The organism is Clostridium sp. Marseille-P299 (assembly GCF_900078195.1).
Lineage (GTDB): Bacteria > Bacillota > Clostridia > Lachnospirales > Lachnospiraceae > Lachnoclostridium.
Map to the genome: position 1 here is coordinate 1304275 of NZ_FJVE01000007.1, position 15485 is coordinate 1319759.

Annotated in this window: 11 protein-coding genes; 10 read left to right on the plus strand and 1 reads right to left on the minus strand. The window is 33.1% G+C overall.

Translation table 11 applies throughout. From position 1 onward, the window contains the following. Positions 1-122 precede the first annotated feature (122 nt). The 4 genes from BN4220_RS13645 to BN4220_RS13660 are packed head-to-tail and all read left to right on the plus strand — an operon-like array spanning position 123 to position 5336. Positions 123-1643, plus strand: coding sequence for a sugar ABC transporter ATP-binding protein (locus tag BN4220_RS13645; protein ID WP_066717367.1), 1521 nt, complete (start codon positions 123-125; stop codon positions 1641-1643). Further along, complete coding sequence (locus tag BN4220_RS13650; protein WP_066717371.1) at positions 1636-2691, plus strand: ABC transporter permease; 1056 nt, start codon at positions 1636-1638, stop codon at positions 2689-2691. Before BN4220_RS13645 ends, BN4220_RS13650 begins: the two co-directional genes overlap by 8 nt. After that, positions 2692-3711, plus strand: a complete 1020-nt coding sequence (locus BN4220_RS13655) for an ABC transporter permease subunit (protein WP_066717378.1) — start codon at positions 2692-2694, stop codon at positions 3709-3711. It begins immediately after the preceding gene. A gap of 23 nt (positions 3712-3734) precedes the next feature. Then, positions 3735-5336, plus strand: a complete 1602-nt coding sequence (locus BN4220_RS13660) for a xylulokinase (RefSeq protein WP_066717381.1) — start codon at positions 3735-3737, stop codon at positions 5334-5336. 268 nt (positions 5337-5604) lie between these two features. Here the strand turns inward: BN4220_RS13660 and BN4220_RS13665 are convergent, their stop codons facing one another. Next, positions 5605-6126: a GrpB family protein gene (locus BN4220_RS13665; RefSeq protein WP_066717384.1), complete on the minus strand. Its 522-nt coding sequence runs from the start codon at positions 6124-6126 to the stop codon at positions 5605-5607. A 344-nt stretch (positions 6127-6470) separates the two neighbouring features. Here BN4220_RS13665 and BN4220_RS13670 point away from each other — a divergent pair, with 344 nt between their 5' ends. From BN4220_RS13670 to BN4220_RS13695, 6 genes are all read left to right on the plus strand, one after another. Next, a complete protein-coding gene (locus BN4220_RS13670; RefSeq protein ID WP_066717387.1) occupies positions 6471-7139 on the plus strand; it encodes a cytochrome c biogenesis CcdA family protein in 669 nt (222 codons plus the stop codon). 94 nt (positions 7140-7233) lie between these two features. After that, positions 7234-7890 carry a TlpA family protein disulfide reductase gene (locus BN4220_RS13675; protein WP_066717389.1) on the plus strand — a complete coding sequence of 219 codons (657 nt, stop codon included), beginning with the start codon at positions 7234-7236 and terminating at the stop codon, positions 7888-7890. A 287-nt stretch (positions 7891-8177) separates the two neighbouring features. Further along, positions 8178-9893, plus strand: coding sequence for a hypothetical protein (locus tag BN4220_RS13680; RefSeq protein ID WP_066717393.1), 1716 nt, complete (start codon positions 8178-8180; stop codon positions 9891-9893). Between the two features lie 393 nt (positions 9894-10286). Further along, on the plus strand, positions 10287-11381 hold the full coding sequence (locus BN4220_RS13685) for an ArsR/SmtB family transcription factor (RefSeq protein WP_066717395.1): 1095 nt from the start codon (positions 10287-10289) through the stop codon (positions 11379-11381). 197 nt (positions 11382-11578) lie between these two features. Next, positions 11579-13387 (plus strand): ABC transporter ATP-binding protein, encoded by a 1809-nt coding sequence (locus BN4220_RS13690; RefSeq protein WP_066717397.1) that lies wholly within the window; start codon positions 11579-11581, stop codon positions 13385-13387. Continuing rightward, positions 13380-15197: an ABC transporter ATP-binding protein gene (locus tag BN4220_RS13695; protein ID WP_197467940.1), complete on the plus strand. Its 1818-nt coding sequence runs from the start codon at positions 13380-13382 to the stop codon at positions 15195-15197. Before BN4220_RS13690 ends, BN4220_RS13695 begins: the two co-directional genes overlap by 8 nt. Positions 15198-15485 lie beyond the last annotated feature (288 nt).

Consider the following 15485-nt stretch of genomic DNA (forward strand, 5'->3'; position numbering starts at 1 on the left):
GACCGGAGAAAGGGGTGTTGAGAACAGAAGGATTGAAATGTCCGACTGCAACACCCCTTTCGTATTAAAACCATAATTAGAAGAAAATTAAAAGTAAATGAATCATAAAGAGAGGGATGAATATGTCAGAAGAAATCGTATTAAGCATGCGTCATATCTCCAAGACATTTCCCGGTGTAAAGGCTTTGGAGGATGTAAACTTTACTTTAAGAAAAGGAGAGATTCACGCCCTAATGGGTGAAAATGGTGCGGGTAAATCAACCTTAATTAAAGTACTAACTGGGGTAGAAGAATTTGAATTAGGAGAAATAAAAATAGCAGGGAATGAAAGTAGTATTGTGAATCGCTCCCCACAAGAAGCACAAAAAAATGGGATTAGTACAGTATATCAAGAAGTTAATTTGTGTCCAAATTTATCGGTAGCAGAAAATTTATATATTGGAAGAGAACCAAAAAAAGCAGGGCTAATTGATTGGAAAGTTATGAACCAAAGGGCAAAAGAACTTTTAAAAAGCTTAAAAATAGAGATTGATGTTACAAAGCCAGTCGAAAATTATTCCATTGCAATTCAACAAATGTTAGCAATTGCAAGAGCAGTCGACATGTCAGCAAAGGTTTTAATACTAGATGAACCGACTTCATCTCTGGATGAAAATGAAGTCGAAAAACTGTTTTCGCTGATGAAATTTTTAAAGGCAGAAGGAGTCGGTATCATATTCGTAACACATTTTTTAGAACAGGTTTATGAGATATGTGACAGAATTACAGTACTTAGAAATGGTGCTTTGGTAGGCGAGTACGAAGTTACAAGTCTTTCTAGAGTACAACTGGTAGCAAAGATGATGGGGAAGGATTTTGATGATTTAGCTGAAATAAAAAAGACTTCGGGGGAAATAAAGCAAGAGAAAGAGACAATTATAGATGCAAAGGGAATTGGTCATAGTGGGAAAATCAAACCTTATGATTTGCACATTCAAAAGGGAGAAGTGATTGGACTTACTGGCCTACTAGGCTCAGGACGCTCTGAGTTGGCAAGAAGCTTATATGGTGCAGATAAATCGGATTCAGGAGAATTGATTGTAAAGCAGCAAAAAGTAACAATAGATACACCGTTAGAGGCCATGAAGGTAGGAATGGCATATCTTCCAGAAAATCGGAAGGAAGAAGGAATTATTGCTGACTTATCGGTTCGTGAAAATATAATTCTAGCATTGCAAGCAAAGAAAGGAATGATGCATCCGCTAAGTAAGAGGGAACAAGAAAAATTTGCAGATGAATACATTGCACTTTTACAGATAAAAACCGCGGATCGAGATACTCCAGTAAAACAGTTGAGTGGAGGAAATCAACAAAAAGTAGTACTTGGTAGGTGGCTTTTAACAAATCCAGATTTTTTGATTCTTGATGAACCCACAAGGGGGATCGATGTTGGAACCAAAACAGAGATTCAAAAATTAGTTGTTAAATTAGCAAATGAGGGAATGTCGATTTTATTTATTTCTTCAGAGATAGAAGAAATGTTACGTACTTGTAATCGAATGGCTGTACTTCGTGATGGGCAAAAAGTTGGAGAATTAAAAGAAGAGGACTTAAACCAGAACAATATAATGAAGGCTATTGCAGGAGGGGAAAAGGATGAATAAGGTAGGAGTATTTATTAAAAAAACAACCTCATATCGACTATTTTTACCGATATTTTGCCTCGTGTTGGTACTGTTATCGAATCTTCTTAAAACACCTGGATTTTTTGAAGTGAGTATTAAAAATGGCGTTCTTTATGGTTATATTATTGATGTAATTAATCGTTCAAGCGATTTGGTCATTCTTTCTGTGGGTATGACATTAGTAGCAGCAGCATCTGGAGGGACGGATATTTCAGTTGGAGCAGTTATGTCTGTAGCAGGAGCCGTTTGTTGTTATATTTTAGCGGGTGGACAACAAACCGTGAATGCATTCCAGAATCCATATTTGCTAGGGATATTAGCTGCGGTACTTGCAGGAATATTGTGTGGTAGTTTCAATGGATTTTTAGTAGCTAAAATGAAGATACAACCAATGGTGGCAACTTTAATTTTATTTACGGCAGGGAGAGGAATTGCACAGTTAATAACCAAAGGTCAAATTACATATATCCGTGTAGATTCCTATAAAATGTTAGGTTCAAGTATCCCGAAAATTCCAATCCCAACACCTATATTTGTAGCTATTTTTGTAGTAATTATCACCACTGTACTTTTAAAGAAAACAACGCTAGGTTTATACATACAATCCGTAGGAATTAATCCAAAAGCTTCCAGACTTGTAGGTATTAATTCAAATAAAATAATCTTTTTTGCATATGTATTCTGTGGTTTATGCGCGGGAGTTGCAGGTCTTGTAGCCTCTTCAAGAATTTATTCTGCAGATGCAAATAACATAGGTTTAAATTTAGAACTGGATGCTATTCTAGCAGTTGCCCTTGGTGGAAATAGTCTTAGTGGTGGAAAGTTTTCACTTATAGGAAGTGTCATCGGTGCCTATACGATTCAGGCACTAAGTACAACCTTATATGCAATGAGCGTTTCACCAGATCAGATACCAGTGTATAAGGCAATCGTTGTTGTTATCATTGTAACATTACAATCTCACGAATTTCACAAGTTCATGAGAAAAATTTCTGCTAAGTGGAACACAAAAAGTGAGGTGGCATAGATGAAGAAACAACGTAAAATAAGTGGTAATACATTCTTACTATTCATCACTGTAGGCCTCTTTGTAACAATGTATATTGCAGGAATGATCCTATTTAAAGAGGATGGATTTACAAAACCACAGGTGTTTTTAAATTTATTTATATCAAACGCTGGCTTAATTGTAATCGCTGCGGGCATGACAATGGTTATGATTACTGGTGGAATTGACATTTCCGTAGGCTCCGTCGTAGCCCTTACCTGTATGCTATTAGCTTGGATGATGGAGCAAAAAGGAATTGGTGCAGTACCTGCCTTAATTGTCGTATTGATTGTTGGCGTAAGCTTTGGTTTCGTGCAAGGATTTTTCATCTCATATCTAAAAATACAGCCATTTATAGTAACGTTAGCGGGAATGTTTTTTGCTAGAGGCATGACTGCGATGATAAGTCAGGAAATGATTAGTATAAAAAATGAAACATTTTTAAGCTGGGCAAAATATAAAGTTAACCTACCTTTTTTAGGTGGAACAGTTAACAAAAAGGGTGTTACAATTTACCCATTTATCTATCCAAGTGTTATAATTGCAATTTTAATATTACTATTTGTGTTTTTGCTATTGAAATTTACTAAAATTGGACGTACTATTTATGCTGTAGGAGGTAATGAGCAATCTGCCTTAATGATGGGATTAAATGTGAAAAGAACGAAACTATTTGTCTATGGGATGAATGGATTTTTGTGCACATTAGGTGGCTTCTTATTTAGTTTAAATACCTGTGCTGGTTTTGTTGAACAAGCAAAAGGACTTGAAATGGAAGCTATCGCATCTTCAGTCATTGGAGGTACCTTGCTAACGGGTGGTGTTGGAAATGTCTTTGGAAGTTTGTTTGGGGTATTAATTAAAGGTACGATAGAAACCTTTATTACCTTCCAAGGCACCTTATCCTCGTGGTGGACTAGGATTACGATTGCTACTCTACTCGCATTCTTTATTATTTTACAGAGCTTATTTGCAAAGGCAAAAGAAAAGAAAAAATAAAGGAAGACTTTAGGAGGGCGTCCATGAATAAGGAAAGAATAGTAAGTAGTATTAAAAATGGGAAAACAGCGTTAGGTATTGAGCTTGGTTCTACACGTATTAAGGCAGTTTTAATTGGTGAGGATTATGAACCAATTGCTTTAGGCGGACACGATTGGGAAAACCAACTTGTGAATGGAATTTGGACCTATTCGCTAGAGGCAATCTGGTCAGGAATACAGGATAGTTACAAAAATTTAGCACTTGATGTTAAGAATAAGTATGACATTGAGTTAACATGCGTTGGTGCCATTGGAATAAGTGCAATGATGCATGGGTATATGCCATTTGATAAGGATGGAGAGCTCTTGGTTCCATTCCGTACCTGGAGAAATACAATTACGGAACAGGCAGCAGAAGAGCTAACCGAACTATTTCAATATAATATTCCTCAAAGATGGAGTATTGCGCACTTGTATCAAGCCATTTTAAATGGTGAGGAACATGTTGCAAACATTGATTACATGACAACCTTAGAAGGGTATGTACATTGGAAATTAACTGGTGAAAAGGTGTTAGGTATCGGTGATGTTGCTGGTATGTTTCCAGTAGATGCTGCGAAGAGAGATTACGATTTAGAAAAGATTCAGTTATTCAATGAAAGAATTAAAGATAGAAATTATACATGGAAGTTAGAAGAGATTTTACCTAAAGCACTAGTTGCAGGTGAGAATGCAGGAAGTCTAACCCAAGAGGGTGCGAAGCTTTTAGATCCTACTGGGACATTAACAGCTGGTATTCCAATGTGTCCACCAGAAGGGGATGCTGGAACAGGCATGGTTGCAACCAACAGTGTTAAAGTAAGAACAGGAAACGTTTCTGCAGGTACCTCAGTATTTGCAATGATTGTTTTAGAAAAAGCACTAACTAAATTACATAAAGAAATTGATATCGTTACTACACCAGCTGGCGACCCTGTAGCAATGGTGCATAGCAACAATTGTACTTCGGATTTAAATGCTTGGGTGAATTTATTAAAAGAATTCAGTGAAGCAATGGGAATGCAAGTTGATATGAATCAGTTATTTGCAACTTTGTATAACAAAGCATTAGAAGGTGACGCTGACTGTGGAGGTTTATTATCCTACGGTTACTTATCTGGTGAGCATATCACTGGTTTTGAAGAAGGAAGACCTCTATTTGTTCGTATGCCAGATAGCAAATTTAATTTAGCAAATTTCATGCGTGTACATTTACTTACTGCATTAGGGGCAATGAAAGTTGGCTTAGATATTTTGCTTAAAGAAGAGGGAGTTGGTCTTGATCAGATTCTTGGTCATGGTGGGTTATTTAAAACTCCTGTCGTTGGACAAAAGATTATGGCAGCAGTGATGGAATCTCCTGTTACAGTTATGGATACCGCAGGTGAAGGTGGCGCATGGGGAATGGCGTTATTGGCAGCATATCTTGTGAATAAGGAAGATGGAGAAACGTTGGATGAATTTCTTTCTGATAAGATATTTGCCGGTATGACAGGAACTACAATCGCACCAGATGAAAAAGATGTAGCAGGTGTTTCTGTGTTTATGCAAAGATATAAAAAAGGTTTGAATATCGAACGCGCAGCAGTTGAGAATTTTAGATAAGAAATATTGAAACGAGATATTGAGTTAGTATATTAATTTCGATTTGTATTCAAATACTGAATTGATATAATGAAATAAGATTTGAATTAAGATTTTGAAATAAGATATTGAATTGACACATTGAGATAAGTTCTAAATATTGAATTAAAATATTGAATTAAGATACTGATTTAGATAAATCAAAATATAAGCAAAGAGCCATCGTAAGTAGAGTTGTAAATTTAACTTAATCTACGATGGCTCTTTAAAATTATGGCTCTATCACAATTTATGTTTCATCCAATAAGGAATAAATATTTTGAATAAAGTCATGCTTACCTTTTGTGTAGGCAACCCTGTTATCAGGATACTCAGCTGCAAGAATTTCCTTTAGTTCAGCGTATTTCTGTGCTACATCAGAATGTGAATTCAGATAGTCACGAAATCCAACCAACTGAAAATACTCATTATCAAGGGAATCATAACAGTGGATGTGCCTTAAAGACACTTGATTTACGCCTCGTAATACATATAAATGATAGGTATCACTTCCGTGCTGTGGACCACAGTAATCGTATCCTAATCCTTTCATAGAATCAATATCCATCTCTTTTATTGATTTCAAACGCACCGCTATATCTAATATAGGTTTCGCACAAATATTATGAATCGCAGTACTTCCCACATGCTGAATATCTAAGATATTGTTGCTCCAAATTGCTTCAATTTCATTTTTGACTTGAAGAAACTCATTTCTCCACTCCTTATTATGAGGAAGTAACTTTACTTTATATCTTTCTACTCCTTCCACTGGTATGCCTCCTATAATTTTTATTTTATCGATGTTACGTATTGAACATCTTACTTTGGTATCGAAAACAAATATGAAATACTTACAATACAAATAATACATTATACTACAAGATTTTAATAGATTAATTTTAGAATATCTTACGCATTAAAATCGAAGCAGGAGTCTTTTAACTTTGTGTAAATTACCGTTTTCACAAAGTAAGCAGGGATTTTATACCCGAATCATTGATTTTTTAAAAACTAGATGTTAGACTACAATAAACCTTTTGTGACTAAGTTACAGTCAGCTTGTAATAGAAAGGTTATAATGGTAAAACGAATATTTTAGAGAAGGAGAAGAGAATGGAATACATTATTGTATTTTTAGAGGGAATCATAACATTTATCTCCCCTTGCTTATTACCAATGCTACCAATTTACATTTCTTACTTTGCTGGTCAAAAAGAATCAGAAACAAAGAAGAAAACGCTTCGTAACGCATTTGGATTTGTACTTGGCTTTACAATAGTTTTTATATGTTTAGGTGCATTTGCAGGTTTTGCAGGAAAAGTATTATGGGAATATCAATCCATAGTCAATGTGGTCCTTGGTATTATTATGATACTATTTGGGCTTAATTTCATGAACGTGATTCGAATTCCTAATTTTCATGGGAAACAAATCAGTATGAACAAATTGGGGCAAGGATTTTTATCCTCTGTTCTTTTTGGGATTATATTTTCCATTGGATGGACACCATGTGTAGGAGCATTTTTAGGTTCAGCGCTTATGCTTGCAACACAAAGTGGTGGAGCAACAAAAGGGATTATAATGTTATTGCTGTATTCCATTGGACTTGGGATACCTTTTGTTCTATCTGCTGTATTAATTGAATATTTTAAAGGTATATTTGGATTTATAAAACGAAATTATAAAACGGTACAGACGATTTCCGGTGGATTATTAATTGTTATTGGTATTTTAATGATGACGGGACGCTTGGGTATCTTAATATCTATGTTAAGTAGATAGGAACAGAGTATTCCTTTAAAATGATACGAGGATAATGTGCAAAGTATATGCGCAAAGACATGTACAAAAATCATGCGCAAGAATGGGGATTTGAATGAAGAAAACAAAACCGATTGTATTAGCTGTAGGATTAATTTTACTTATGGTAGTTGCTTATTTTTCATATAACAAGCTTAGTGAAATATATAAGCAACAAGAAAAGGAAAAAATAACAAAAGAAGAGAATAACGGAAGTAATCAAGAAAATCAACTCGCTGATGGATCAAACAATGAAACAGGCAACGATTTAAACAATGGTGCTAATAATGGCAACAATGCAGAACAGTTAGAAAAAGCAAAGGATTTCACAGTTACTGATATAGATGGTAATGAAGTGAAATTATCAGATTTCATTGGAAGACCAATTGTTTTAAATTTCTGGGCTAGTTGGTGTAGCCCTTGTAAATATGAAATGCCTCATTTTCAAACATTATACGAAGAACTTGGTGAAGATGTTCAATTTTTAATGGTTAATCTTGCAGATGGATATCAAGAAACAGTAGAAAGTGGAAGTGAATACGTGGAGAAAAACAACTATACATTCCCAGTATATTATGATACGAGTCTTGAAGCTGCATATAACTATACGATATATTCCATACCAGTTACTTATTTTATAAATCGTGATGGTGAAATTGTCGAGTATGTAGAAGGATTTATCGATGAGGAAGATACATTGCGTAGTAAGATAAATAATTTATTGGAAGAATAGCGGATTGATTGCTTACTTAAGTAAAAATAATAAATATGCTTTAAAATTTACAATGGATAAAATAATGGAATACATATAAAAATTAGCAACAAATAATTAAATTAAAATCGTTTCAATAAAACTTCTCCTTTGCTTATAAAAGGAGGAGTTTTTTTGTAAGATTATCTTAAGATTTGTAGTGCTTGTATCCATTACATAAAACAGATATAATAGAACTACTTAGAAAAATATTTGGGAAAAAAGTAAAGTTTTGGATGTGTAGTGATTTATTTGTCAAGGAGGTATGTATGAGAAAGTCGACATGTTTTATTGGTTTGATGATAATGGTCATGCTATTTGGTAGCGCATGTAAACATAAAGATGATCCAAAAGAAGTCATAGTATCACCTATAGTGACGCCAACCGTAGTGCCTACGTCTATTCCAGTACCAACAAATGGAATAGAGCCAATTCCAACCGAAGGGGTATATCCAACACAGGTGGTAGAAATTAGTCCAACTCCTATTGTTGATATAACACCAATACCAAGTATTGAACCAGAGATTACACCAGTGGTAACACCGGACATACCGAAGGTTACACCGGGCATTACAGAAGAACCAGAGCCTACAAAAATGCCAGAGCCTACCGTGGTTATAAGTCCCACAACACCAATTCCAACTAAGGGGGCTGCAATCACTACAGCGCCGAAACCAACTACAATTCCAGAATCCTTAGAATTAGGAGATGCAACACTTTTAGAGATAACAGGAAGTAATATAGGTTCATCAATAAAATCGCAATTAATAAAGAACCCTTTGAATTTGCAGAAGAATCAAGTAGAATTAACTCAAAACCTTCTAAAGTTAGTTCCAGGTTTAGGAGTGTATACGAGAGTCGATTACGAAAGTTATGAATGGAATTATTACAATACAACCGATAATATACCGGTGGTGAATATATCTAGTTATATAAGTAGCGAAGGTAAAAATGCGAGAGATGAGAATATATATGAGGTAAGTTACAGTAATAATTCTGAAATTAGTAATGAGCCTGGGGCAATAAAAATAACATTAAGAGATGGTTTTCAAACCATAGAAGAAGGTAAAAAGATTTTACAGCAATTACTTTCAAATACAATTCCTGATAGTTATATAAAACTCTTACTGCAATCAGACTATACTAAGCTTAATATAAGCAGTGGTAATAATATAACGAATGAAATGACAAAAAAGGCAGTTTATAAAAACACACCATTTTATATTGATTTTTATCGTAAGGAAGTGACACCTAGCAATCAAGCTGGTAGCGACATTAAGCCAAGTATACAGCTGTCTGCCACAACGGGCCGTTCTGGATTACTATATTCGGCTTATCGTGATGGATTAGTTCTTCAGGATGAGAAATTCAAAGAATTTCCTTTGGATTTTACTAATTTCTTTTTGCCATTAGATCCTTATCACAAGTTTACAGGTGTTAAATTTACAAAGCAAACAAGTGAAAAAGAAAAAAAGAACACAATTTATACTGCTGAGTTCGATGGATATGACATGAATGGAGAGTCTACTATAATTTTAGTGACAATGGATAATAATGTAGGAGATTATTCTATTTCTGATTTTCGTTATTATACAACCTTAACCATTGATACTACGAAGTCCAATGATAGTAGTACATTATCAAATGATGATGATGGTGAACGATTCGGTGAGAGTACAGAATCCATTGAGGATGTACAGGCAACAGAAAATAATTCTTTATCAATGATGAATAATGATTATAATGATGTGTATCTTAAAGCAGCAGAATACTATACAAACTATTTAAATCAAATTATGACAATAGCTACTTATAATAAGGACGAGTTTATGAATAGTCTAGCGAATGATAAGATGAAATTGACAAAGGATATAACCGTTGGGGGATATACAATTCCATGTAGCGTTACTATCTCGTTTCAAAAGGATGAGAAAGTAGCGAATAAAGTTATTGCTAATCTGGATATTGAGTATAAAAGACAATAGGAAGTTTTTTAATAATTAAATATCGTGAATATAAATGAAGAGTCAAGATTCCATAAATGATTGGATTTTGTCTCTTCATTTTTGCGTATAAAATAAATCAGTACCAATCTATTAGAAATTTTTAATCATTCTCTAATTGACCAATGTAATAATGTTATGCTAAACTCTGATAAAACATTGTTACGTAAAAATGTTATAAAAAATTGTAACGAAAAATATTACAAAAAAATGCTTAAAAAATAGTTACAAATAATTGCTAAAAATATAGTTACGAAAAGGAGATGATATTAGAAGGGTGTAATTCATATTAGATGATTATATTTAATCATTGACAGATATCTAATATAATGGTAATATTTATAAAATTCACCAGGAAAAAAATGGAGTATAGATATGGTCAAATATGAACTAATGAAACAACCAAATTGGATTATTGAAACAATTTCTTGTTTAATTCAAGCCTCTTCCAATCAAGAACAAAAATTTATAACGAACAGTGAAAAGCTTGGCATGGATAACGCTGAAATGGAAAGCTTCTTATCACCGCTGATTAACTATAAAAAACATGTATTAGAAGAGATTATACCAATCGCCTCAAAATATGAAAGAATACTTAAGTATTCTAAAAAAACAGAAATTGAGAAAGAAACGTTATCAGAACTTTTAACATTGGTAACTAGAAATAGTAATAAATCTCTAGAAGAGCAAACAAAAGAGAGAATAGATGATATTTTTAATAAACATTTTACAACAGTTGTCAATGAATATTCATCAGAGGAGAATTCGTCTGTAAGAACCGTGTCTAATGTCATAGACCTTATTGGTTACTTTTCAAGCATGAGGCTAGATGCAGATTTTAAAATGCAAATGATTGAACTGTATAGTGAGCGTTATGAGGTATGGATTGAATTAGCAAAATTTTTCAGGGAAAGCGAAGGAATTTGTGAAAAATATTTTTATATCATTCAAAAAGAATTTGAAGAAGCGATAGAGCAATTAGAGCAATCCAAATTCTTAGAGGATTTAATTAGTAAAAGTGAGATTCTATCCTTTCAAATTGATAAGTTCACAAAAATAACTCCATTAATTTTTTGCTACAATATGCTAACAATAGATGACATTTCAGACGATGAGTATGAATGCTACATTGGAATTTATACCTTGCAATTCATTGAAAGAAAAAAGAACAATCGAATGAATGATAAGCATTTAATAACAGATTTAAAAGCAGTAGGGGATGATACAAGACTAAGAATCATTCGATTATTATGCGAACAAAAGATGTATATACAAGAACTTGCAGATGCTTTAAACCTTACACCAGCAACGGTTTCTCACCATATTAATATTTTACTGCAGTCAAGGCTTGTAAGTATTTCTATAGGTACAGAAAAATCGAAAAAAATTACATATGAGGTAAATAAGGTTCGTTTTGAGGAATTAGCGGAGGGGGTAAAAAACATCGTTAACGATACAAAGACAATCTAAGGTACAAATGAAATAAAATAGGTTAAGGAGACAAAAGAATCATGGATATATTGGAATCAGTTAACAAGACAAAAGAAGCGGTTAAGGACACAAAAGAATAAGTTAAGGACACAAAAGAATAGGTTAGGGACACAAAGGAATAGGGTTATCATTTATTACATTACGAATAAATAAGAAGGGAATGGGTCAATTAAATTATGACAGAAAAACAAAGTTATCCAATACTACCTACACTCAAACGCTTGCTTGATAACATTACGAATCAAGACAAGAAGATTTATCTGTACTTCGCTATTTATACGATAGCAGCTGCCATCTATCCATTTTTTGCAATTGTATTGCCAAAGCTCTTAATAACTGAATTATCCCTTGGGGAGCGTGCGGACCTTGTTTATGTGGTTGGAATCATCGGAGGTTATTTTATACTGACTTCAATCTTTGGATTTATCCGCACCTATATAAATGGATGCACATATCCAAGACTAACGAAACTTCGTTTAATCTACATCAAAGATGTATTTGATAAGATTATAAGTGTAGATTATAAGCATATGGAGGATTCTACATTTTTTGATAAGAATGAACGTGCATTTTCAGCTACGAGTTCAAATAATAATGGAATTGAAGGTATCTACCATAAACTTTTTGGAATTCCAGCTACACTTCTTACGATTACCGTACTAACATTTTTTATAGGTCGCTTGAATCTATTTGTATTATTGGGATTGATTATGAATATAGGTGTTACTATATTTATACAAAGAAGTGTACATAATTTTCAATATAAGAAAAAAGAAGAGTTAGCGCATGCTGAGAGAAGAAAAGGTTACTATTATAAAACGACTCATGATTTTACTTATGGAAAAGATATCAGATTGTACCAGTTAAAAGAGAGAATTCTATCAAATTATAATAAGGAGATAGAAAAGTATTTAAATATTCATAAGTTAATAAAAAACAGAGAGTTTCTTTTAGGAATCTTATCTCTGATCACGTTAATCCTTAGTGATGCAATCACATATGGCGTTTTAATTATAAAAACATTAAATGGCATGTCAATTGCAGACTTTTCAATGTATTTAGCAGCTGTAGCGGGATTATCTTTAATGTTAAAAACCGTTGCAGGGGATATTGCCTTTATTATTAATGAAGGACAATATGTATACGATTATTTTAATTTTATAGAAAAAGATTTAGGTGAAAAAGGCGGAACACGTGAGGCGATAAAAGATGATACCTTAGAGGTGGTATTTGATAATGTAAGCTTTTGTTATCCTGGAACCGACAAATATATATTTAAAAATCTAAATTTTACAATACATAAAGGGGAACGTCTAGCAATCGTTGGAATCAATGGTGCAGGAAAAAGTACACTTGTAAAATTAATGGTGGGACTGTTTGATGTTACGGAAGGTGAAATACGAATCAACGGAATTCCAATTAAAGAGTTTGATAAAAAACAATTGTTCTCCATGTTTTCGGTTGTTTTCCAAGATGTAAATATACTAGCATTTACGGTGAAAGAAAACGTAGCATGTTCATCGGTTGATATTGATGAAGAACGTGTAAACGATGCACTACAACGTGTGGGATTAAAGGAAAAGATAGAAAAGCTTCCAAAAGGAATGGAACAGATGATGTTAAAAATCATCGAAGAAGATGGTGCTGAGTTATCTGGAGGAGAAAGTCAAAAGCTATCAATTGCAAGAGCTTTATATAAAGGTGGCAATATGGTAATTATGGATGAGCCGACAGCAGCTCTAGATGCACTTGCAGAGGCTGAAATCTATGAGAATTTTAGCGAACTTGTAAAAGGAAAAACCTCTGTTTATATATCGCATCGATTAGCTAGTACTAAGTTTTGTGATAAAATTGCTTTATTTGATGGTACTGGATTAAAAGAATATGGAAACCATGATGAGCTTATGAAATTAGAGGGAGATTATTATCATATGTTTAGTGTACAAGGAAAATATTATACGGAAGGAGCCTATGCAAATGAATAAATGGAAAAGTCTTAAAATGTTTATAAAGCTTTCATTTCAAATATCTCCATCGTATATCATATTATTATTTTTAAGTACAATTGCTTCTAGTGGACAAATTTTTGTCAATGTAATAATACCAAAACTTCTAATCGATGAATTATTAGGTAGAGGTGATAAGGTAGAATTATTCAAGTTAACGATTCTCGTAGTAGCAGTCAATGCTATTATTACTTTATTCAACATGGTATTAAAAAGAGTTATGGATATCAAGCAAATCTATATGCAAGAGAAATTAAGTCAGGCAATGGCAGAAAAAATTATGAAAGTTGAATTTTCATATTTGGAAAACCCATATTACTTGGATTTAAAAGAACGTGCGGTATTTGCTTGTGTGAATCAGGGCGCGATGGGAGAACTGATTAAAAGTATAGCAACCACATTGCAAAATGCTATTACAATCATAGGTTTGACTGCTATTATTTTTACATTAAGTCCTATTTTAATCTTGCTGTTACTATTGACAATTGTAATTATTTTATTAATACAGAAAAATTTTAATAATTATCAAGTGAAATTTTTCAATAGTATCATTCCAGTAAATCGTAAGTATGGTTATTATGTTGGCTTAGCGTACGACGATAAAATACAAAAAGATATTCGTTTATATGGAATGAATAACATGCTAACGGATCGTGTTATAGAATACAATGAAGAAATCAATTCATGGTTTAATGAGTTTCATATAAAGCAAGGAAGGATACTTGGGTTATTTGGAATCGTCAATGATTTACAGGCTGCAATTATATATGGATATGTTGGACTTCGCGTAATTACCAATGTGTTTGGTAAACGAATCGGTATTGGATCTTTTACGATGTACGTTTCATCTGCAGTTAATTTTTCAAAGGCAATTATGGATATTGGTAAGAATGTGATAACAGTGATGCAATTGCTTAGTTATCTGGATCCTTTTATGGAATTCATGTCACTTCCGGATGAAGAAAGTATCACAGGAACTGAGGTGTTTTCTGGTGAAATTGAAACAATACGTTTTGAGCATGTATCTTTTTCCTATCCAAATAGTGAGCATAAAGTTTTAAATGATATTAGCTTTGAAATTAAAAAAGGCGAAAAAATTTCAATTGTTGGTTTAAATGGCGCTGGAAAAACTACGTTGATTAAATTGATTTGTCGTTTGTATCATCCAGATGAAGGTAAGATTTATATCAATGGTCATGATATCTTTGATTATGAGCATGAATCATATATGAAAGGAATTGCTGCAATTTTTCAAGACTATAAATTATTTGCTTTCTCAATCCGTGAGAATGTCAGCTGTAACAAGAATGCAGATTCTAAAATTGCTAATTGTAGTGAGACAACTACAGAGAGTCAAAGGGTGCTTGAATTACTAGATTCCATTGATATGAGGGGGAAAGTTGAGAAACTTCCAAATGGTATTGAATCTATGTTCGGTAAAGCATATGATGAGTCTGGTATTGAGATGTCTGGTGGTGAAGGACAAAAAATAGCGATTGCTAGAGCACTTTATAAAGACGCTGGACTTATTATATTAGATGAGCCAACGAGTGCCCTTGACCCGTTAGCGGAAGCAGAAATTTATGAGCATTTTAATCAATTAGTAGGAGATAAGACAGCAATTTATATCTCTCACCGCATGTCTAGTAGTGTATTTTGCGATAAGATTCTAATTATTGATAAAGGAAGTATTTCGGACTTTGATACTCATAAGAATCTAATGCAGAAAAAAGATAGTTTATACTATCAATTATTCCAGTCACAAGCAGTAAATTATCAGATTGGATAATAAGTAATTTAACTTGAATATCTTGAATAACTTGTACACATAAAATTAAATAAAATAGGGTTTTGGAAAAGGATTGTCATTAAGATGATCCTTTTTCTTTGCAAAAAATTAAAAATATATATATGAATTATTTATTTTATATAAGGATTGCAGGATAGGTTGTATCTTTAATATTTTAACAACATCCGTCACACATATACAAAAATCGACATATATTAGCATTGTAAAGAAGTTTTACGAATAAAAAATAAGAGTAAAATTATTCATAGTAATTAATTGATAGTATAT

Bases quoted from the DNA above. Each gene is read 5' to 3' on its own strand.
- BN4220_RS13645 (WP_066717367.1), top strand. From the start codon at position 123: ATGTCAGAAGAAATCGTATTAAGCATGCGTCATATCTCCAAGACATTT.
- BN4220_RS13650 (WP_066717371.1), top strand. From the start codon at position 1,636: ATGAATAAGGTAGGAGTATTTATTAAAAAAACAACCTCATATCGACTA.
- BN4220_RS13655 (WP_066717378.1), top strand. From the start codon at position 2,692: ATGAAGAAACAACGTAAAATAAGTGGTAATACATTCTTACTATTCATC.
- BN4220_RS13660 (WP_066717381.1), top strand. From the start codon at position 3,735: ATGAATAAGGAAAGAATAGTAAGTAGTATTAAAAATGGGAAAACAGCG.
- BN4220_RS13670 (WP_066717387.1), top strand. From the start codon at position 6,471: ATGGAATACATTATTGTATTTTTAGAGGGAATCATAACATTTATCTCC.
- BN4220_RS13675 (WP_066717389.1), top strand. From the start codon at position 7,234: ATGAAGAAAACAAAACCGATTGTATTAGCTGTAGGATTAATTTTACTT.
- BN4220_RS13680 (WP_066717393.1), top strand. From the start codon at position 8,178: ATGAGAAAGTCGACATGTTTTATTGGTTTGATGATAATGGTCATGCTA.
- BN4220_RS13685 (WP_066717395.1), top strand. From the start codon at position 10,287: ATGGTCAAATATGAACTAATGAAACAACCAAATTGGATTATTGAAACA.
- BN4220_RS13690 (WP_066717397.1), top strand. From the start codon at position 11,579: ATGACAGAAAAACAAAGTTATCCAATACTACCTACACTCAAACGCTTG.
- BN4220_RS13695 (WP_197467940.1), top strand. From the start codon at position 13,380: ATGAATAAATGGAAAAGTCTTAAAATGTTTATAAAGCTTTCATTTCAA.